General features: G+C 55.6%; 18 protein-coding genes. 10 read left to right on the forward strand and 8 right to left on the reverse strand.

All coding sequences use genetic code 11. The annotated features are described in order from the left end of the window. Window positions 1-13: 13 nt before the first annotated feature. Both ACTU44_RS07840 and ACTU44_RS07845 read right to left on the reverse strand, forming a co-directional pair. Window positions 14-910, reverse strand: coding sequence for a class II glutamine amidotransferase (locus ACTU44_RS07840; RefSeq protein WP_462097134.1), 897 nt, complete (start codon window positions 908-910; stop codon window positions 14-16). 118 nt (window positions 911-1,028) lie between these two features. Beyond that, window positions 1,029-1,670, reverse strand: coding sequence for a helix-turn-helix domain-containing protein (locus tag ACTU44_RS07845; RefSeq protein WP_462097135.1), 642 nt, complete (start codon window positions 1,668-1,670; stop codon window positions 1,029-1,031). Window positions 1,671-2,133: 463 nt separating this feature from the next. Here ACTU44_RS07845 and ACTU44_RS07850 point away from each other — a divergent pair, with 463 nt between their 5' ends. From ACTU44_RS07850 to ACTU44_RS07870, 5 genes are all read left to right on the forward strand, one after another. Next, on the forward strand, window positions 2,134-3,267 hold the full coding sequence (locus ACTU44_RS07850; RefSeq protein WP_114099927.1) for an aminomethyltransferase family protein: 1,134 nt from the start codon (window positions 2,134-2,136) through the stop codon (window positions 3,265-3,267). Window positions 3,268-3,348: 81 nt separating this feature from the next. After that, window positions 3,349-3,960 (forward strand): dimethylamine monooxygenase subunit DmmA family protein, encoded by a 612-nt coding sequence (locus tag ACTU44_RS07855; RefSeq protein ID WP_462097136.1) that lies wholly within the window; start codon window positions 3,349-3,351, stop codon window positions 3,958-3,960. Then, a complete protein-coding gene (locus ACTU44_RS07860; RefSeq protein ID WP_462097137.1) occupies window positions 3,957-4,922 on the forward strand; it encodes a PDR/VanB family oxidoreductase in 966 nt (321 codons plus the stop codon). The genes ACTU44_RS07855 and ACTU44_RS07860 overlap by 4 nt, the downstream gene beginning before the upstream one ends. A 14-nt stretch (window positions 4,923-4,936) precedes the next feature. Further along, complete coding sequence (locus ACTU44_RS07865; RefSeq protein ID WP_462097138.1) at window positions 4,937-5,977, forward strand: heme-dependent oxidative N-demethylase family protein; 1,041 nt, start codon at window positions 4,937-4,939, stop codon at window positions 5,975-5,977. Between the two features lie 77 nt (window positions 5,978-6,054). Then, the gene (locus ACTU44_RS07870; protein WP_462097139.1) at window positions 6,055-7,419 is read left to right on the forward strand and encodes an NAD(P)-binding domain-containing protein; all 1,365 of its coding nucleotides are present in this window, start codon (window positions 6,055-6,057) and stop codon (window positions 7,417-7,419) included. 421 nt (window positions 7,420-7,840) lie between these two features. On the opposite strand, the gene ACTU44_RS07875 is transcribed toward ACTU44_RS07870, so the two are convergent. From ACTU44_RS07875 to ACTU44_RS07890, 4 genes are all read right to left on the reverse strand, one after another. Then, on the reverse strand, window positions 7,841-10,222 hold the full coding sequence (locus ACTU44_RS07875; protein ID WP_462097140.1) for a DUF1989 domain-containing protein: 2,382 nt from the start codon (window positions 10,220-10,222) through the stop codon (window positions 7,841-7,843). A 245-nt stretch (window positions 10,223-10,467) separates the two neighbouring features. After that, on the reverse strand, window positions 10,468-10,632 hold the full coding sequence (locus ACTU44_RS07880) for a hypothetical protein (RefSeq protein WP_181850417.1): 165 nt from the start codon (window positions 10,630-10,632) through the stop codon (window positions 10,468-10,470). A gap of 36 nt (window positions 10,633-10,668) precedes the next feature. After that, the gene (locus ACTU44_RS07885; RefSeq protein WP_336083606.1) at window positions 10,669-12,015 is read right to left on the reverse strand and encodes an ammonium transporter; all 1,347 of its coding nucleotides are present in this window, start codon (window positions 12,013-12,015) and stop codon (window positions 10,669-10,671) included. 305 nt (window positions 12,016-12,320) lie between these two features. After that, window positions 12,321-13,346 carry a GlxA family transcriptional regulator gene (locus ACTU44_RS07890; RefSeq protein ID WP_462097141.1) on the reverse strand — a complete coding sequence of 342 codons (1,026 nt, stop codon included), beginning with the start codon at window positions 13,344-13,346 and terminating at the stop codon, window positions 12,321-12,323. 142 nt (window positions 13,347-13,488) lie between these two features. Between ACTU44_RS07890 and ACTU44_RS07895 the strand changes: the two genes are divergently transcribed. The 5 genes from ACTU44_RS07895 (at window position 13,489) to ACTU44_RS07915 (ending at window position 19,376) form a co-directional block, all read left to right on the forward strand. Next, complete coding sequence (locus tag ACTU44_RS07895; RefSeq protein ID WP_462097142.1) at window positions 13,489-14,739, forward strand: sarcosine oxidase subunit beta family protein; 1,251 nt, start codon at window positions 13,489-13,491, stop codon at window positions 14,737-14,739. A gap of 22 nt (window positions 14,740-14,761) precedes the next feature. After that, the gene (locus ACTU44_RS07900; protein ID WP_462097143.1) at window positions 14,762-15,040 is read left to right on the forward strand and encodes a sarcosine oxidase subunit delta; all 279 of its coding nucleotides are present in this window, start codon (window positions 14,762-14,764) and stop codon (window positions 15,038-15,040) included. Next, complete coding sequence (locus tag ACTU44_RS07905) at window positions 15,037-18,012, forward strand: sarcosine oxidase subunit alpha family protein (RefSeq protein ID WP_462097144.1); 2,976 nt, start codon at window positions 15,037-15,039, stop codon at window positions 18,010-18,012. Before ACTU44_RS07900 ends, ACTU44_RS07905 begins: the two co-directional genes overlap by 4 nt. Then, window positions 18,005-18,568, forward strand: coding sequence for a sarcosine oxidase subunit gamma (locus tag ACTU44_RS07910; protein ID WP_462097145.1), 564 nt, complete (start codon window positions 18,005-18,007; stop codon window positions 18,566-18,568). Before ACTU44_RS07905 ends, ACTU44_RS07910 begins: the two co-directional genes overlap by 8 nt. A gap of 115 nt (window positions 18,569-18,683) precedes the next feature. After that, window positions 18,684-19,376 (forward strand): dienelactone hydrolase family protein, encoded by a 693-nt coding sequence (locus ACTU44_RS07915; protein WP_114099222.1) that lies wholly within the window; start codon window positions 18,684-18,686, stop codon window positions 19,374-19,376. 77 nt (window positions 19,377-19,453) lie between these two features. Here the strand turns inward: ACTU44_RS07915 and argE are convergent, their stop codons facing one another. Together argE and ACTU44_RS07925 are read right to left on the reverse strand one after the other, a co-directional pair. Next, window positions 19,454-20,632, reverse strand: coding sequence for an acetylornithine deacetylase (argE, locus tag ACTU44_RS07920; RefSeq protein WP_462097146.1), 1,179 nt, complete (start codon window positions 20,630-20,632; stop codon window positions 19,454-19,456). Continuing rightward, a complete protein-coding gene (locus tag ACTU44_RS07925; protein WP_114099224.1) occupies window positions 20,629-21,396 on the reverse strand; it encodes an NAD kinase in 768 nt (255 codons plus the stop codon). Before ACTU44_RS07925 ends, argE begins: the two co-directional genes overlap by 4 nt. Window positions 21,397-21,430: the final 34 nt, after the last annotated feature.

The raw sequence follows: 21,430 nt of genomic DNA on the forward strand, positions 1-21,430 counted from the left end.
GGGTTCTTGATAATCAGTGTTCCCAGAAATAAACCGTGGCCGGTTCCGGTTCCCAAACCCGGGCATCCTCGATGCCAGGCAGGCTCACAAGCGCGCGATATTCCGACCCGAACGCGACATAGGCATCGGTTTCGGCCATCACGGCGGGCTTGCAGGCAATCGGATCGCGCACGACGCCAAAGCCCGACTTGGTGCCAACGACAAAGGTGAAAAACCCGTCAAGGTCATCAAGCGCGCTGGTCAGTGCTTCGCCAAGGTTCTTGCCCTTGGCCATTTCACCGGTCAGATAGGCTGCGGCAACCTCGGAATCGTTTTCGGTTTCCATGTGAATGCCCTGATGGGACAGTTCACGGCGCAGGTTGTTGTGGTTGGAAAGCGACCCGTTATGGACAAGGCACTGGTCCAGTCCGGTCGAAAACGGATGCGCGCCAAGGGTGGTCACCGCACTTTCGGTTGCCATACGGGTATGTCCAATGCCGTGCGTACCCGACATGTCGGAAATCTTGAACCGTTCGAGCACATCCTTGGGAAGGCCGACTTCCTTATAGATTTCCATGACACTGCCCGTGCCCATCACCCGGACATTCGGGCGCAATTCGCCAAGCGCCTTGCGGGTGGCATCGATCTGGTCGGCGGCAACCGTGATGACCGCATGCGTGCTTTTGGGCAGGATGGATGCATTTGAAATCCCGGCTGCGCGCAATTCATCGGTCAGACCGGCGAAGTCGGTTTCAGGGTCCGGGGACTGAATTGTGAGTTTGGCCAGATTGTTCTGATCTGCACCATAAATGGCGATCCCCGCACTATCAGGGCCGCGATCGGTCATGGTCACCAGCATTTCCGACAGCAAAGTGCCGAGCTGCGGTTCCAGACTTTTATCTTTAAGGAATAAACCAACAATGCCGCACATGGCAGGACAGTCTCCATTCTGTTGCTGGAATGGAGACTAACTGCTCGCGATTGCGGAATCAACTCTTAAGAATAAAAATTTCATCAGGGTGAATTATATTCTTCACCGTGAAGAAAGTTTACGCCCGTGCAGGATAGCAGATGATCGACAGGTAACGGATTGGAAATGAAAGAAGCTCTTCCGGTCCGTGGCGTGCATCTGCGTCAAAAAACAGGCTGTCACCGGCTTGCATGTAATAAAGCTGGTCCCCGTGGCGATAGCGCACTTCACCCTCAAGCATATAGATGAATTCCATGCCTTCATGCTGGAAGGCGGGGAAGCTGCTCGACTCCTCGGTCAGTGTCAGCAAATAGGGTTCGACCACAACACCGCTGGTATTGTTATCAATATGCCCAAGCAGGTTATATTCATGGCCCGCGCGCGTGCCGCGCCGTTCAATGGCAATGCCTTCGCCCGATTTGACAAACACCGCATTGCGCGGTTCCTCATAGCGGCGGAAGAAATCGGTCAGCGGCACGCCCAGCGCACTTGCCAGCGCCTGAAGCGATGTCAGCGACGGCGATGTCACACCATTTTCAATCTTTGACAGCATCCCCATCGAGATGCCGGTTGCCGATGCCAGATCGGCGATGGTGATGCCAAGTTTCTTGCGCAAGGCGCGAACTTCATGCCCGATCGCGATTTCCAGATTGTTCTCCTTCGGCTCACGAAGAGCATGCGGGTCCTGGGTGAGGGCGGCCGGTTTGTTCATGGGGTCCATGCTGTGTCCTTGCTCGCTATTTGAATTGCTGTGTTTCGGCGTCTTCGAATTCGTATCTGCCATCGTGGCGGCTTCCTTCGCCACCGGGGCCGCAGTCAGGCGGGCCGGTGCATTTCCTGATCGTTTCCTGTCGGACCGCTTTTGCGGCTGTCTTTTATTTTTGGCCATTGCGTCGCAACGAATTGTGCTGTCGAACGACAATCATGCCTTGCTGATTCATTTAAACTGCCAGGAAAGATTTATCAACTACAGGGAAAATCATTTTCCGACTTCGCGGGTTTCCCGCAGGGCAAATAAATTATTGCGATGCCGCAGAAAATAGCACTTGAGGAATAAATATTTAACTAGATGAAAAATAATTATTGCGTTCGCGAACAACTTGCCGCCAGAATGGAGAACATAAAAAGCCAATAATTGCGCGCTGATTGCGCGAAAGGGCGATCAAAATCAGGAGGCCATCACAATGACTGCAAGCTGGAGATTTTCCGCACTTGCCGACCGTCACCGGGCGCTCGGTTCCAATCTTGAAGACTGGAGCGGAATGGGAACGGCATGGACCTATGACAAGGATTGGGACGAGGAATATATCGCCATCCGTACCAAGGCCGGAATCATGGATGTTTCGGGCCTGAAAAAGGTTCACATCACCGGTCCCCATGCATCGCATGTCATTGACTACGCCACCACGCGCAATGTCGAAAAAATCTATCCCGGCAAGTCGGTCTATGCCTGCATGCTCAATGATCAGGGTAAATTTACCGATGATTGCGTGATTTACCGCATGGGGCCGAATTCATGGATGGTGGTTCATGGGTCGGGCACCGGCCACGAAGAACTGACCCGTGCGGCCATGGGACGCGATGTGTCGGTGCGCTTTGATGACAATCTGCATGACCTGTCATTGCAGGGGCCGCTTGCGGTGGATTATCTGGCCGAATATGTGCCGGGCATTCGCGATCTTCCCTATTTTCATCACATGCAAACCCAGCTGTTTGGTGCACCGGTAATGATTTCGCGCACCGGCTATACCGGTGAACGCGGTTACGAGATTTTCTGTCGCGGACAGGATGCCGGAATGATCTGGGACCGTATCGTTGCCGAGGGTGCTGATATGGGCATCATTCCGACCCGCTTTACCACGCTTGATATGCTGCGTGTTGAAAGCTACCTGCTGTTTTACCCTTATGATAACTCGCAGATGTATCCGTTCGAAAACGAAGGTCCGGGCGACACCCTTTGGGAGCTTGGCCTTGATTTCACGGTCAGTCCCGGCAAGACCGGTTTCCGCGGGGCCGAGGAACATTACCGTCTGAAGGGCAAGGAACGCTTCAAGATTTTCGGCATCCTGTTTGATGGCAAGGAAGTCCCGGCCGAGGGGGCTGCTGTCTTCAGGGACGGCGAGAAGGTCGGCGTTGTGACCTGTGCGATGTATAGCCCGCTTAAGGATCAGACCATGGCAATTGCCCGACTGGCCGTTGAGTGTGCCGAACAGGGTGTGCGTCTGGAAATCGCTGGTGCCGATGGCATGCTGGGTGGCATGGCCCATACCATGCCGTTCGATGATCCGACCAAGTCCAAAAGAACTGCCAAGGGTTGATGCGCCGCGCCGGGGGCCGTCAGAGGCCCCCGGATCGCCAAGCAGATCCTTTGGTTTCTGACAGAACGGGACCCCGCTACCATGTCTGAGAGTTTGATAGAAGAAAGCATTCTTTCACGCCCGACCTATGGCACTTTGGCCATCGCGCCGGGCCTTGCGCATTATTTCGTCGCCGATGCTTCGGGCGCAGAATGCGTTATTCGTGTGGCCGAAGCCGCCCCCAAGGACTTCATGGAAAAGGTACATATTCTTTATGTGCCAACGCCCGGTGAAAATTCCCTGATCACCGCCCTTTATGCATTGGGTGCAAAACGGTTCGAACATTTCCCGACCATTGATGACGCCGTTGCCAGGCTTGGTGACTGGTTGTCCGATGCCAGAATGGGCAGTCAGCTTTACCTTGCCGGGACAGAAACCCTGATTGGCAAGGCTGTGGCTGTGGCTGAGGAATGCGGTCTGGATCATAGTGCGGTCCAGTGTGAGCATCGCGGCAGTCTGGCCCGGCGGGTTCAATGCGTTCACTGCAAAACCATGATCGAAAAAGTCACCACCCAGCCGGTCAAATGCCCGTCCTGTGACCTGCTGCTTTTGGTGCGCGATCATTATTCACGTCGCCTTGCTGCCTTTCAGGGCGTTTGCATCAATGCCGAAGACCCGACCGAAGACATCGAAATCAGGGAGATGTTCAAATGAGTGCATCCGATCATCTGATTCCGGTGGTGGTCAGCAAGGTTGTCGAAGTCAATTCGATCATCAAACGCTTTGAATTCAAGCATGTCGACGGCAACGAACTTCCGGCCTTTTCGGGCGGGGCGCATATCGTTGTTGAAATGCTTGATGGTCCGACCAAACGCAAAAATGCCTATTCGCTGATGAGCTCGCCCTTTGACCGTGAGCAATATGCCATCTCGGTCCGGCGGGATGATGAGGGGCGCGGTGGTTCAAAATTCATGCATGAAAAGGTCAAAGCCGGGATGAAGATGAAAATCTCGCCCCCGGTAAACCTGTTTGCGCTTGATCTGCGGGCCAAAAAACATCTGATGATTGCCGGTGGTATCGGCATCACGCCGTTCATTGCCCAGATGACGCAGGCGACCGAGCTTGGGGTGCCGTTCGAACTGCATTACGCCGCACGCAGCGCCTCGCAGGCGGCCTATATGGACAGCCTGCAGGATCGCTTTGGCGATAATGTCCGTTGCTATTGCGATGATGCGGGCGGTGGCCCCGATTTGGTGGGCCTTTTATCTGATCAGCCGCTTGGCACCCATGTCTATGTTTGCGGACCCAGGGGCATGATTGAAGCCGTGGTGCAAACCGCAACCGGTCTTGGCTGGCCTGCTGCCCACATCCATTTCGAACATTTCCTTTCCCCGCCTGTCGGACAGGCATTCTCGGTCCATCTGGCAAAGGCCGGAATTGATATCACGGTCGGGCCGGAACAAAGCCTGCTTGAAGCCATCGAGGCATCCGGGACCCCGGTCAATTGCCTGTGTCGTGGCGGGGCGTGCGGTCAGTGCGAAACAAAGGTCGTCAGTTGTGAAGGCGATATTGCCCATAACGACCATTGGCTTGACGACGAACAGCGTGCCTCAAAGCAATTCATCATGCCCTGCGTTTCGCGTTTTCGCGGTGAACGCCTTGAGCTTGATCTGTAAGGGGGATTGGCAACATGACCATCCAGTTCAGAAACGAGACATTCCGCAACGATTTCACCTATGCCAACAGTCCGGGCAATATTCCGCGCTTTCCGTTCCCGTTCCCGGAAGACGTCTATATGTATTCCACCAATGTGGAACCGCATCACGCCACACGGGCCGGAAGTCCGTTTGAAAATGCCTTTGACGTGGACGAACATTATGTCGCGGAAATGAAGGATCGGGCATTGGTTCTGGCCGAGGATCCCGGACGTTGTCAGGCCTTGCCGCATATGGAAACAGCCGGTTGGGATTTTGTCGAACTGGTGATGGTGTCCAAGGCGCGCGACTATCCCGATCTGTTCGAGCTGACCATTGACGGGGATCGCTGGCACTGGATCAACAAGCCGCTTCAGATTGATGACAGCTTTATCTTTGGTGACAGTTCTACCCTGCCATGCCATCCGATGGAATATATCGGTCGTCAGGTGCAGGGTGATCACGCCATCCTTGATCAGCGCGATGGCAATCTGTGGCTTGATGCCGGGATCATTACCGCACAGGCCGACTGGTCGCTTGATTTTGATATCGGCATGAACTTTTTTGAATGGCATGCACCTGTGCCGCTGGCCCATGAACTTGGCGTGTTTCAGCGTGCTTTGAAATTCCTGCTTTCCCTGCCGCAAGGCCAACCGTCCCGACGTCTGAACTGGACGCTGACGGTCAATCCCAGACTCGATACCAGCCCGGAAAACTACCCGAAATGGGGCCCGGATCGCACCACGGTGACGCCTGGAAATATCGGGGAAAAGGTCCATCTTCGGGTCGAACTTCAGACCTTCTGGCGGTTGCCGCGTTCGAACGCGATCCTGTTTCCGATCCGTACCTATCTGATGGCGATGAACGAAGTCGTCACCCAGCCGAAATGGGGCCGTCGCCTGCATCGTGTGATGCGTGATCTGCGTCCGGAACTGGTCGAATACAAGGGTTTGTCGCGCTATCACCCGATGCTGGTCGAGTGGCTTTCGCAATTTGACGACGGTGCGCCGACATCGCCGGGGATTTTCCCCGACTAAGCCTAAAGGCACGAAAACGGCACAAAAAACAGCCGAAGGGAGGACAAGGAAAATGGTTTATCAGGGGATCAAAGGCAATGACACTTCGTGTTGCGATCATCGGAGCCGGCCCGTCGGGCATGGCGCAAATGCGTGCATTCCAGTCAGCAGCAGCCAAAGGGGCCGAAATCCCCGAAATCGTCTGTTTTGAACGTCAGGAAGACTGGGGTGGTTTGTGGAACTATACATGGCGTACCGGTCTTGACGAATATGGCGAACCGATCCACGGGTCGATGTATCGCTATCTGTGGTCAAACGGGCCCAAGGAATGCCTTGAATTTGCCGATTACACCTTCGAGGAACATTTCGGCAAACCGATTGCATCCTATCCGCCGCGTGCGGTGATCTGGGACTATATCAAGGGCCGGGTGGAAAAGGCCAATGTGCGCCCGTGGGTGCGGTTCAGAACCCCGGTTCGCAGTGTTGAGTTTGATGAAGAAAGCCAAACGTTTTTGGTGACCGCGCACGATCTGAAAAATGATGTGGTTTCGACCGAGGAATTTGACTATGTGATCGTGGCAAACGGGCATTTCTCGACACCAAATGTGCCGGAATTCCCGGGCTTTGAGACCTTTGGCGGGCGCGTGCTTCATGCCCATGATTTCCGTGATGCCCTTGAATTCAAGGACAAGGATATCCTGATCATCGGCACATCCTATTCGGCCGAGGATATCGGGTCGCAATGCTATAAATATGGCTGCAAATCGGTCACTGTCAGTCACCGCACCAATCCGATCGGCTTTGACTGGCCCGACAACTGGGCGGAAGTACCGCTTCTGACCAAGGTCGAGGGCAACACAGCTTGGTTCAAGGACGGATCATCGCGTGATGTCGATGCGATCATCCTGTGTACCGGCTATCAGCATCACTTCCCGTTCCTGACCGATGATCTGCGTTTGAAAACCGCTAACCGTTTGTGGCCATTGGGTCTTTATAACGGGGTGGTGTGGGAAGAAAACCCCAGGCTGATGTATCTGGGCATGCAGGACCAGTTCTATACCTTCAACATGTTTGATGCACAGGCATGGTATGCCCGTGATGTCATCATGGGCCGTCTTGATCTGCCATCAAAGGACGAAATGAAGGCCGATAGCCAGGCCTGGCGGGATCGTGAAGAGGGTCTGAAAGACGATCATGACATGATCTGGTTCCAGGGCGATTACACCGCCCATCTCATTGAAATGACAGACTATCCGATGTTCGATATCGAAGGGGTCAACAAGACCTTTGAGGAATGGGAACATGACAAGGCCCATGACATTATGGGCTATCGCAACAAGTCATACAGATCGCTTATGACCGGCAATATGTCACCGGCCCATCATACCCCCTGGCTGGAAGAACTGGATGACAGTCTGGAAGCCTATTTGCAGACCGGATTAAAAAGCAGCGCTGCAGAATAACGCTTATTATTAAATAGAAACTCATAATCCTACTGTCATCTCCTGACAGAAAAACTCGCAGTCACCCCCGCGCCAAGGCGCGGGGTTTTCTTTTGTATGAGGATTGATTGTTTTCGCGGGGCATGATGCCTGAGCCATCGCGGCGTGGGATCGAGGCAGGGGCGTGGAAGGGCCAGAGCGGGGTCAGAGCAGGGTTAGGCAGGCCCAGAACAGGGGGCTTGGGGCAAGGCCAGAACAGGGTCTGGGCAGGATGCGGCAAGATCGTAGCAAGGTCGTTGTAGGTTTGGAGGAGGTCGGGATGATCGGGGAAGGCGCCTTTTTTCGGCATGGAGATCGACTGGTCGGACGCAGGGAAAACACGCCTGACCGGAAAAGTCGGGCGTGTTTTGCGTGGTTTGCAGGAACGTGAGGGTTGCTCACATTATGAGCGCGGCTTGGTTTTTTCCGGGTCGTAATGCGGGAAGGCGGTGATTTTGGCCGGAAGACGCATCATGTGACCGTCAAGTTTGCCAATTTCGACCTCGGTGCCGATATCGGCATGGGCGATGTCGATGCGTGCAAGGGCGATGTTTTTGCCCAATATGGGGGATCGCATGGCGCTGGTGATTACCCCGATCTGGGCGCGCCCGATATGGATGCAATCGCCGTGGCTGGCGGCGACATTGCCATCAATCTCGATCCCGACCAGTTTGTGGGACGGATGTTCCTTGCGCCGGATCAGGGCATCGCGGCCGATAAAGTCATCTTCCTTGGATTTCAGCGGCACCGTAAAGCCGATCCCGGCTTCGAACGGGTCGGTCTGATCGGAAAATTCGTAATTGGCAAAGATCAGGCCTGCTTCGATGCGCACCATATCAAGGGCCGCCAGCCCCATCGGGGTCAGGCCATGGGATTCGCCTGCTTCCCAGATCGCATCAAAGACCGTGATGGCATCCTTGGGATGGCACCAGACTTCGTAGCCCAGTTCGCCGGTATAGCCGGTGCGCGACACGACAACCGGTGCGCCCTTGGCATCACCGATCCGGCCAATAGTGAATTTGAACCAGCCAACTTCATCAAGTTTGGGCTGATGGGGTGGTGTCCAGATCACCTCGCGCAGGATATCGCGGCTTTTGGGGCCCTGAACGGCGATATTGTGCATCTGATCGGTCGAGGACCGGATCAGGACCTGAAGCCCCAGTTTGGTTGCCTGTTCGCGCAGCCAGACACCGCTATAATCATCACCACAGATCCAGCGGAAATTGTCCTGCCCCAGACGCAGCAATGTGCCGTCATCCATCATCCCGCCATGGGGATAGCACATGGCGGAATAGACAACCTGACCAATGCCGAGCTTTTTGACATTGCGGGTCAGACAATGCTGCATCAGGGTTTCGCTATCGGGGCCGGTGATTTCGAATTTACGCAAAGCCGAAAGGTCGATCACGACGGCCTTTTCCCGGCAGGCATAGTATTCTTCGATCATGCCAAAGCCGGTATATTCATGCGCCAGCCAGAAGCCCTTATATTCGACGAAGTTGCGGGTCAGTTCGGCAAAGCGCGGGTGAAAGGCAGTTTCCTTGGTCATTTTTGCTTCGGCCTCTGCAGTCGGTCGCCAGGCAACGGCATGGGTGAACTTTTCCGCGCTGTCATAGGCGCGGATGTGAATATCGGTCGGTTTCCAGCCATTGGCCGCCGTGGTGTCATCCGGGCAGGCCGAAGACACGCAAACAAGATCGGTCATGGCGCGCAAAAGTACATAATCGCCCGGACGCGACCATGGCTGATCGGCATACATCACGCCGTGATCATCAATCCCGGTATTGAAAAAGAAATTGATCGCCATCCAGCCAGCGCGCGGATCAACCCCGTGTGCGGCAAGCGCCCCGTTGAAGTTATCCGTGCAGTTCACATGTCCCGGATAGCCGATATCGTCGTAATATTTGGCGGCACAGGCCATGGCAAAGGCGTCATGTCGCCCGCAGGTGTCCTGAATGACCTCGACCAGCGGGTCCATATCCTGATCGTAATATTTGGCATGAAGACCAGGCATCGGATAGGCGTGGCCCATCAGGGTGCGGGTGGTGGTGACGTCAAGCGGGTTTTGAATGCCACGATCCAGCTTGCGGGCATCAAAGCACTGAAAATCGGTGCATTGCCGCCCGTCGACATCGAGAATCTGGATATAGTCGCCAGCCTTGATTTCATAGGCGCGTGCGGTTGCAGCATTGACGCGCAGATCAAGGACCGGATCAGCCAGCGGATCGGGCAGGGCAAAGCTGTAGGTGTCGTGATGATGGGCGCGTGTGATCGCAACGCTTACCGGACTTGCGGTATTATGGGCGTCAATCTGCATGACCGGTGCCGGGGTGGCGATAATCACAAAGCCATCAAATTGCACCGTCAGGTCGATCCGGTCGCCCGCCGGGCTGGCATTGCCAAACACGCGCAGCGCAAGACAGTTTTCAAGGGTGACATCGCGACGTTTAAGTGTCTGGGCAAAGCGCACAAGGCTTGTGTCATAGGGATCGGATAAAAGGTCAATCAGGCCGCGCGGCTTGCCATGCGGCAGATGTTCAAAGATCGATGGCAGCGACCCGCCCGACGGATCAAGACCAATCAGTTCAACCGTCTGCATGCCTTCGCTATTGGTCAGGGTCAGTTGATCGCCTTCGCGCAGCGCAATAAGGGCTGCGCCCCGTCCGGGAATTTCATAGCGTTCGGTGTTGCGTGCCATGGCGGTTCGGCCAGCATTGATAATGCGGCTGGGGCGGGCGGCGCGCACGGCATGAGGATCAGGAAGGGACTGGGAAAGGTCGATCATTGTGGCCTCTACGGTGAATGATCTATGCGGGCACAGGCCAATCTGATCGCTGTGTGCGGTTGATTGTCAGGTCAACCGGGCGGGAGATGCGAGTGTCTGTGCGCGGCGATGATCTGTCCGGTGTGATCATCAGAAGAAAGACCGAAAGGCCAGTTTTGACGCTGGCCTTTCGCCGTGTTCTTGAAGGGATGGATTGCCGTTTGGGTTCAGGGCAGGCTGGCAATACATCCCGTCAGTCCCAAAGATTACATGTCTTTGTAAGCTTTGTTCTCATGGCTGGCCATCGATGCGATGGTCCAGACGCATACGCCAATACCAATCAGCGTAAACAGCACAAGAAGGGCCGGTTTGTCGGCAAAGGTGAAATAGGCCTCTGCACCTTCCCAACTGGTAATTGGAGCTGTGTTCATTTTCAGTTTCCTTGTCTTGAAAAACCGGTAACGAGATTACTCAGCCGGGGTCGGCGAAGCAGGGTCGTTGGTGAATGCAGCCGGAACAGTGCTTTCCGGATATGCGCTGACCGGGACTTCTGCCTTGTCGAGACCTGCAAGTTCAGCTTTGTCGGTAACGCGAAGCAGGCCGACAACCTTGAGGATCAGGGACAGGACATAGCCCGGTGCGAAACCGAGGATCATGAAGACGACAGCACTTGAAAGCTGGCCGACGAAGGAGATCTCCGGACCGGCAACGTTCGGATAACCCGATGCGAAGACGCCTGCCATGATCAGACCCCATACACCGCCAAAGCCATGAACAGCGACTGCGCCAACGGCATCATCGATCTTGAATTTGCCGACGAGGATGTCGTTGAGTTTCGGCATGATGCAACCGCCGCCGAAGCTGATCAGGAAGGCAAGACCCGGATAGTAAAGATCAAGTGCCGGAGCCGACGAGATAACGCCGATCAGGGCACCAGACATCATCCAGAACGGATCGCGGGTTACGAGATACGCACCGATCATACCGCCAGCAACGCCCATCAGGGTGTTGAATGCGAATGCCGACAGGGTTGCCGGGGTGTTGTAAATGGTCATCCAGGTGTCGCCGGTATAGATGATGCAGCCGCCAAGGAAGCCAAAGAAGCCCATAACGATCAGCATCAGGCCAATCAGCGACATCGGCATGTTATGGCCGTCGATATTGTTGACCGAGCCATCAGCATTGAAGCGACCGATGCGCGGGCCAAGGTTGATCAGAACACCAAGGGTGAAGAAACCGGCAATGGTGTGAACGGCACCAGCTGCGCCGACATCGTGAAGGCCCCACTCGGTGGTGAGCCAGCCATCCGGATGCCAGCCCCAGGATGCGCCAAATACCCAGACAACGGAGCCAAGGAAAAGGGCAAGGATGGTAAAGCCGGAAATGCGGATACGTTCGATCACCGAACCCGACATGATCGAGGCGGTGGTTGCTGCGAACAGGGTGAAGGCCGCATAGAAAATGCCCGATGCGTTATCGGTCAGGTTCGGGCCCATATTCGCGCTCCAGGGCAGACCTGCCTCTGATCCGTCAGAGATGGTAAAGCCGGTTGGGAACGCAAGATAAATCCACCAGCCGATATAATAGAAGGCCGGAATAAGGAATGCGAATGCGATCAGGTTTTTCATGCCCGATGCCAGCGCGTTCTTTGCGCGCGACGCACCCATTTCATAAGCAAGGAAGCCTGCATGGATGGCCAGCATCAGTGCTGTACACCACCAATAGAAAACTTCGGAATTGATGGTCGTTGCCATGCTGAGTGATGCCTCAAGGCTATCAAGCCTTGCCATCAACTCCGGTACGGATTGTTCCATTTTAGTCTCTCCATCACAAAATGCCCCCCGATGGACATTCCTTTTATTAAAAATCAATTCCCCATAGTGAACAAGTTCAAATGTGTTTTTTATTGTGCGATGCAAAAAATATAATAAAATCAATAAATTAATAGTATTATACGTCTAGATATAAGCGTGTTGATGAAAAAATAGTCGATAAGAATCGATGCATATCAAATATGCAGACTCGTTGAATCGTGCCGATTCTGTCGAAATCTTTGTTTGTGGAATGCACCCCTTGGTTGGATGCTTTGTCCTGTCGGGGGAGGTGGAGGAAGCTTTGCCTAGTCGCCGCGTGCGACGCTTGGTGTGACACCGTAGGTTGCCTTGTAGCTGCGCGAGAAGTGGCTGCTATTGGAAAATCCGGTGGCAAAGGCAATCTCGGAAATGGTCAGTGCGCTTTGGGTCAGGAGCCGATTGGCATGGTCAAGACGTACCTGCCGATAGGTTTCAAGGAACGATTTTCCCAGATGCTGGTCAAACAGGCGGTCAAGCTGGCGGGTGGAAAGCCGGGCAAAGCGTGCCATTTCTTCGCGGGATTTCGGATCTTCGATGGTGGTTTCCATTTTTTCGAGAACCCGAAGCAACCCGGCATGATGAACGTTATAGCGTTCGGCAAGAGATGCGCGCTGTGACCCGCTGGAAACACCGACCTGGGTATGCAGATACCAGTCCGACACGCGGGTGGCGAAATCCGATCCCAGATGTTCAGCAATCATCGCATGCATCATATCAAGCGGTGCCACCCCGCCGCCGCATGTGATCCGGTCACCATCAATGACAAAGCGTGCGCGCATTGGTTCAAGATCGGGGAATGCCTCTATCAAGGCCGGGGCATGTTCCCAATGGATGGTGAATTGCCGTTGTCCCAGCAGTCCTGCTGCGGCGAGGATATAGGCCCCGCTTGAAATACCGCCCATCCGAACGCCCCATCGTGCAAGCCTGCGCAAGCCCGGCAGCATGCCCGGTGCCTGCCACTGGGATGGATGGCCGCCCGCACAGACAAATAGACTATGCAGGTTGGTCGGGGCCTGTGACAGCGGGGTGGTTGGCACCATCGTTCCCGATGATGAAAATACATTCCCGCCTGTGGCTGAATAGTTCAGGACCTTGTAAACCGGTCGTCCGGCCAGAAGATTTGCCGCGCGCAAGGGTTCAATCGCCGAGGCATAGGACATCAGGGCGTAATCAGGCAGCAGGAAAAAGCCGATATGTTGCGGGGCCGGAAAGGCAGAGGGACCGGAATGGATCAGGGCAGCAGACGGGCTGGTCGATGTCTGGCGGGTTCCGGGTTTGTGTGCGGACGTCATCTTGTGCCTCTGATCCTGCATTTCGGGGCATCTGAATGAATGTCCCAAATTTGTTATTAGATGTCCTTTTTAGACAAGCCGCAAATTACGCCTATGTCAAGATCAGCTGGTACCCGAAGCGGGCAACAGCGAAAGATCAAAGATGCGTTATTCAGCCCTGTCATTGCTTGGCAATGCTTTTTCCAAGAACAAGAACTGGAAGCCCGCATGGCGTAATCCTGATCCCAAATCCCATTATGATGTGATCATCATCGGGGGTGGCGGACATGGATTGGCAACGGCCTATTACCTGTCAAAGGTGTTTGGCGTGCGGAATGTGGCGGTCCTTGAAAAAGGCTATCTCGGATCAGGCAATATCGGGCGCAATACCACAATTATCCGGTCGAACTACCTGCTTGAAGGCAACAACCCGTTTTACGAATTCTCGATGAAGCTGTGGGAAGGGCTGGAACAGGATTTCAACTTCAATGCCATGGTGTCCCAGCGCGGGGTGATCAATCTTTATCATTCCGATGCCCAGCGAGATGCCTATACCCGGCGCGGCAATGCCATGCGCCTGCACGGGGTCGATGCCGAGCTTCTTAACCGTGACCAGCTGCGTGAAAAGCTGCCATTTCTGGATTATGAAAATGCGCGCTTTCCGATCATGGGCGGGCTGATGCAGGCCCGTGGTGGCACGGTGCGCCATGATGCGGTGGCATGGGGTTTTGCGCGCGGCGCCGATCAGAACGGTGTCGATATCATCCAGAATTGCGAAGTTACCGCGATTGACCGCGATGGCGATCAGGTCACCGGTGTTCAGACCACGCGCGGGGCGATCAAATGCAACAAGCTCGCCATGGCGGTGGCAGGCAGTTCAAGTCATGTGGCGCGGATGGTCGATATGCGCCTTCCCATTGAAAGCCACGCGCTTCAGGCCTTTGTGTCCGAGGGGCTGAAACCGTTTATCGATACGGTCGTCACATTCGGGGCCGGGCATTTTTACGTGTCGCAGTCCGATAAGGGCGGGCTGGTATTTGGCGGCGATATCGAAGGCTATAATTCCTATGCCCAGCGCGGGAACCTTGCCTGTGTCGAACATGTGGCCGAGGCCGGAATGGCGATGATCCCGGCCCTGTCGCGGGTGCGCGTCCTGCGCAGTTGGGGCGGGATCATGGATATGAGCATGGATGGATCCCCGATCATGGATCGTACCCATCTTTCCAATCTCTACTTCAATGGTGGCTGGTGCTATGGCGGGTTCAAGGCAACCCCGGCATCGGGATATTGCTATGCCCATTTGCTGGCAACGGACACGCCGCATGAAACCGCAACCGCATTCCGGATGGACCGGTTTGCGCGCGGATATCTGCTTGATGAAAAGGGCGTCGGTGCCCAGGCCAACCTGCACTGATTGTCGCAAAAGGAATTTGGAAATGAGCAGTCTTGTCAAATGTCCCCATTGCGGCCGTCGCCCCCGTGAGGAATTTACCATCCGTGGTGAAGTCGCAACCCCGCGACCGCAAGCTGGCGCGGATGAAAGCACCTGGTTTGATCATGTCTATCTGCGCGACAATCCGCGCGGCCAGCATCGGGAATACTGGCACCATTCCGGCGGGTGCCGTCGCTGGCTGGTTCTGGATCGAAACACCGTGACCCATGAAACACGCGACGTCATTGATGCCAGTACCCTGAAGACGGAGGGGCAGGCATGACCAGTTTCCGGATTGATAGCGGCACTTTGATCGATCGTGATGATGTGCGCAGCTTTACATTTAATGGTGAAAAGCTTGCTGGCTTTGGCGGCGATACGGTTGCGTCCGCGCTGCTTGCCAATGGCAAACAGCTGGTCGGGCGCAGTTTCAAATATCATCGTCCGCGCGGCATTCTGACGGCCGGGGCGGCGGAACCCAACGCGCTTTTGACCATCGGGCGTGACGGGCGGCGTGATCCCAATACCCGTGCGACCATGGCCGAACTGTTTGACGGGCTGGAAGCCAGATCGCAGAATTGCTGGCCGAATGTGAATTTTGATATCGGCGCGATGAATGGTCTTTTGGGGCCGCTTTTGGGGGCGGGGTTCTATTACAAGACATTCATGTGGCCTGCGGCATTCTGGGAAAAGGTTTATGAACCCCTGATCCGCAAGGCAGCGGGTCTTGGTCGGGCAAGCTATGATCCCGATCCCGGCTATTACGAGAAATGCTGGGCGCATTGCGATGTGCTGGTCATCGGGGCCGGGGCTGCCGGACTTGCCGCTGCCCTTACGGCCGGTCGGGCCGGAGCACGCGTGATCATTGCCGATGAGGGTGCTCAGCTTGGCGGCGGGATGCTGGCCGAGGGCGGTTTGATCGGGGATAAAGCAGCCGATGCGGTTCTGGCCGATATTGTTGGCGAGCTTCATGCCCTGCCCAATGTCGAAATCAGGAAACGCACCACCGTGTTCGGTGCCTATGACGATCAGGTCTTTGCCGCGGTCGAACGCGTGCAAAAGCATCTGCCAGAACAGGCGATCAATCCGGATCGGGCGATGGAACGGCTTTGGCGTATTGTCGCCGGGCATGTCATTCTGGCAACCGGGGCAGAAGAACGCCCGATTGTGTTTGGCGGTAATGATCGCCCCGGCGTGATGACGGCAGGTGCGATGCGCACATACCTGAATGCCTTTGGTGTTGCACCGGGCAAACGGGTGGCGCTTTTTGCCAATAACAATCAGGCCTATCAGACCGCAATTGATCTTGAAGCGCGCGGGATCGAGGTTGCCGCGATCATTGATCCGCGCAGTTGCCCGGATATTGATTTTAATGGCAAGGCGCGGCTGATTGCCGGGGCCATGGTTCGTGATACTGCCGGGCGCCGTGCGATCAAGGCCATTACGGTCCGCCATGACGATGGCCGCGATGAGGTGATTGCGGTGGATGCGCTCGCAGTTTCGGGGGGCTATAGCCCGATTGTTCATCTGGCCTGTCATCGCGGGGCAAGGCCGGTCTGGTCGGATGAGCATGCCGGTTTCATGCCGCCGGAACAGTGCGACGGCATGGTGCCCGCCGGTGCGGTGGCGGGGTGTGAAGGTGTTGTCGCCTGTTTCGATGCCGGGGCAAAGGCCGTGCTGCCGGTTCTGGACGGGCTTGGATTTGGTGGGGAACCAGCCCGTCTTGCCGGGGTGGAAGACGTTACGACCAGTGTGCTCAATACGATGGCGATCTGGTCCGTACCATCGAGCAAGGGTAAGGCATTTGTTGATTACCAGAACGATGTGACGGCGGGTGATATCAATCTTGCGATGCGCGAGGGATATGATCATGTCGAGCTTGCCAAGCGTTATACGACAAACGGTATGGCGACCGATCAGGGCAAGACATCGAATGTGAATGCGATTGGTATTCTTGCGCAAAACAAGGGGGTTACGCCCGGCGACATCGGCACCACCACATTCCGCCCGTTCTATACGCCGGTGTCGTTCGGTGCGCTTGTTGGTGCGTCCAAGGGGTTTGAATTCCAGCCGGTACGCAAATCGCCGCTGCATGGCTGGGCTGAGCGCAACGGGGCAAAATTTGTTGAAACCGGGCTTTGGTACAGATCAAGCTGGTTCCCGAAAGACGGCGAGACATTCTGGCGCGACAGTGTGGATCGTGAAGTCCTTAATGTGCGCGGAAATGTCGGTATTTGTGATGTTTCGACCCTTGGCAAGATCGAGATTTTTGGCGCGGATGCGGCAGAATTCCTGAACCGGGTTTATTGCAATGCGTTCCTGAAATTACCGGTCGGCAAGGCGCGCTATGGCATCATGCTGCGCGAGGATGGCTTTGTGTATGATGACGGCACGACGAGTTGTTTGGCCGAAAATCATTACTTCATGACCACGACAACAGCCCTTGCCGCCGGTGTTCTGACCCATCTTGAGTTTTGTGCGCAAGTTTTGTGGCCCGACCTTGATGTGCGTTTGGCTTCTGCCACCGATCAGTGGGCGCAGATGGCGGTTGCCGGACCAAAGGCGCGTGATGTTCTGGCGCAAATCATTGATGACGACATTTCCAACGAGGCATTCCCGTTCCTTGCGGCGCGTGAAGTGTCGATGTTTGGTGGGCGGCTTAGGGGCCGGTTGTTCCGTATTTCGTTCTCGGGCGAGCTTGCCTATGAAATCGCGGTTCCGGCCGGATATGGCGAAAGCGTTGCCGATGCCATCATGGTGGCGGGCGAGGCATTCGGTATTGCGCCTTATGGTACCGAGGCACTTGGCGTGATGCGGATTGAAAAGGGCCATGTCACCCATGCCGAAATCAACGGCACGGTCACGCCAGCCGATCTGGGCATGGGGCGGATGGTTTCAGCCAAGAAGGATGATTTCATCGGCCGGGTGATGAATATGCGCGAAGGGCTTGTTGATCCGAGGCGCCCGGCACTGGTCGGGATCAAGCCGAAATCCCCAAGCGATCAATTCGCGACCGGATCGCATATCCTGAAAATCGGGGATGCGGTCAGCCTTGCCAATGATCAGGGCTATGTGACGTCGATGTGTTATTCGCCAAGCCTTGGTCATGTCATTGGTCTTGCCTTGGTAAAGGGCGGGCCTGAACGATATGGCGAGGAAGTCGTGATCTGGAACGGGCTTGCCGGGGCCAGCATCACCGGCATCCTTTGCAATCCGGCCTTTGTCGATCCAGAGAATGAGAAGCTCCATGCGTGATTTTTTGCTTAATAATGTCTCGCCCTTTCCGGCCAAGGCCGATGCCAACGGCCATGCAGCGGTGCATATCGCACCGATTGCCGGGGGATTTGTCATTCATGTTCTGGGTAAGGGCAATGCCAAGGCAGATGCGGCGCATCTGACCAAGCTGATTTCAGATATTGCACCGGAACTTGGCGCGACACTTCGGTCGTCATCGCCGGGGCAATGGTTCTGGGTCGGGGATTGTGATGTATCCCAGGACCGCTTTGCCGAAATCAGCGGCCAGATGCCCGGTGAATATGCGATTTCGGATCAGACCCACGGGCGTGTACGGATCATGATTTCCGGCCCGCAGGTGCGCGATGTTCTGGCAAAGGGGGCGATGATTGATCTTGCTGATGGGGTCTTTGCGGTCGGCGCATCGGCGATGACCCAGATCGGGCATATCGGGGCGATGATCACGCGGACCGATGATGATTGCTTTGAAATCATGGTGCTGCGCAGCTTTGCGGTCAGCCTGTGGCATGAGCTTCATCAGATGGCTGCCGAGTTTAACGGACCGCATGCAGGCTAGGGAGAGCGGTCTTGTCGTGATGGGTGGTTACGTTTTTTGACCATGAACCCTTGTGATGTCGTATTCAGGGCATAACTGATTGGACATAAAGATCAAAACAAGGAGGACGATTGCGATGACAAAGCTGAATGTGACCACACCGGACGGTTCGTTTGAGGCCTATGTGGCCATGCCTGCCACGCTTCCGGCACCGGTTGTTGTGGTTATTCAGGAAATCTTTGGTGTGAATGCGGTGATGCGCGGCATTGCTGATGATTATGCCAAGCAGGGCTATATTGCGGTTTGTCCGGATCTGTTCTGGCGGATCGAGCCGGGCATCGATATTACCGACAAGTCCGAGGCCGAATGGAAGCAGGCCTTTGGCTATTATCAGGCATTCAATGTCGATAAGGGTGTTGAAGATATTGCGGCAACCATGAAGGCCGCACGCGGTATTGAGGGGGCCAATGGCAAGGTCGGGGTTGTTGGCTTCTGCCTTGGCGGTTTGCTGACCTTCCTGTCGGCAACGCGGACCGACGGTGATGCCTTTGCGGCCTATTACGGGGGCGGCATGAATAATTACATGGCTGAAGCCGATAACATCAAAAAGCCGCTGATCGTGCATCTGGCAGGCAATGATGAATATATCCCGGCCGAGGCACAGGAGGTCATCAAGGAAGCGCTTGGTGATCATCCATTGACCGAGCTTCATATCTATCCGGGCCGTGATCATGCCTTTGCGCGCAAGGGCGGGGCGCATTATGACGCGGCCGATGCCGAAACCGCCAATGGCCGCACGGCGGAATTCTTTGAGGCCAATCTGGTCTGATCGCAAGACCAACGGGCTGAAACGACAAAGGGCTGCGATATTCGCAGCCCTTTTTATATGCGCAAGGTCTGTGCCGGTTACTTGACGAGAACGGCAAGCAATTTATCAAGAAACACTTCGCAGCGCCCCAGCTGATCAAGTTCGATGAACTCGTCGGGCTTGTGGGCCTGTTCGATATTGCCCGGACCGCAAACCACGGTCGGAATATCGCCCATCGCGGAAAAGACCCCGGCTTCGGTGCCAAAGCTGACCTTGCCGGTGGTGTTGGCACCGGTAAGCGCCATGACCAGTTTGGTGACTTCCTCGTCATCGCCGGTGGCAAGACCGGGCATATCGGAAACCACTTCGATCTCGACCCCGACATCGTCATAGGTCTCGCGCATTTCCGGGATCAGGACCGTGTCGAGATAGTCAAAAATCTGCGCCTTCAGCGCATCGCGGTCATCATTGGGCAGATTGCGGAACTCGAAATCGACAAAGCAATTCTGCGGAATGATATTAAGCTGCGTGCCGCCCTTGATCACCCCGGTATGGAAGGTGGTGTGATTGGGGACAAACTCGTCATCATGCGGGCCTTCGTCGCGGCATTTGCGGCCAAGCTTGCGCAGGAAGACCACAAATTCCGAGGCGAATTCAACAGCGTTAACACCTTCGCCCGGAAGCGATGAATGCCCGGACCGACCGGTGAAATGCGCGCGGGCGGAATATTTGCCCTTATGCTGGGTGATGACCTTCATCTCGGTCGGTTCACCGACAATGCACATGGCGGGCTTGCGGGGCAGATTGTTGATTGCCTCAACCAGACTTGGCACACCCAGACAGCCGACTTCCTCGTCATAGGTGAAGGCCAGATGGATCGGCACGCGCAGATCGGCATTTTTGAACGTCTCGGCCTTGGCCAGAAGGCAGGCGAGGAAGCCCTTCATGTCGCAGGATCCGCGGCCATAAAGCTTGCCATCGCGAATGTCGATCTCATAGGGATCAGACGCCCAGTTCTGTCCCTCGGTCGGGACCACGTCGCTGTGCCCGGACAGGATCACGCCGCCACTCACTGCTGGCCCGATGGTGGCATAGAGATTGGCCTTGCTGTTGCTTTCGTCACGCACAACAAGGGTTTCATAGCCAAGCCCGTCAAGAAAGGCTTTGACCTCTTCGATCAGGGCCATGTTCGGGGTCATGCTGACAGACGGGTGGGCAATCAGTTTGCGGCACCAGTCGATGGTGTCTTGTGACGGTGCAAGTGCGGCGGTGGTCATTCGACGAATTGTTCCTTAAGGATACGCTCTTCAAGATTATGTTCGGGATCAAACAGAAGCTTGATCTTCATGTTGCGATCTTCGCGGATCTTGACATGGGACACATCGCGAACCTCGGTATAGTCGGCGACGGCGGATACCGGGCGCTTTTCCGGGTTTTCGATGGTAAACACAACTTCGGCCCCGTGCGGCAGCAACGCGCCACGCCAGCGGCGTGGGCGAAACGGGCTGATCGGGGTTAAGGCCAGCAATCCACTTCCCATCGGCAGGATCGGGCCATGGGCCGACAGGTTATAGGCCGTGCTGCCCGCAGGTGTGCAAACAAGCGCGCCATCGCAAACCAGTTCGGCCAGACGTTCCACCCCGTCGACCTTGATGCGAAGCTTGGCAGCCTGACGGGTTTCGCGCAGAAGTGAAACCTCGTTAATGGCAAGCGCACACAGGCTTTCGCCAGAAACGGTGTGGGCTTCCATCTGAAGGGGGTGAAGTTCGACAGTCTGGGCCTCGGCAATGCGATCGGTCAGGTCCATCTCGCGGAATTCATTCATCAGGAACCCGACCGTGCCGCGGTTCATGCCATAGATCGGCACCTTGCGGCCCATATAGCGGTGCAGGGTTTCAAGCATGAAACCATCGCCACCAAGGGCGACAATCACATCGGCCTTGTCGGGCGCAATGTGGCCATATCGATGTTTCAGCCGGTACATCGCATCCTGTGCGATTTTGGTTTCGGCCGCGACGAAGGCGATGGAATCAAGCTGCATCTGCTATCCGACGTGTCATTGGGGCGCGCCCGCG

Source organism: Thalassospira sp. SM2505 (genome assembly GCF_054901115.1).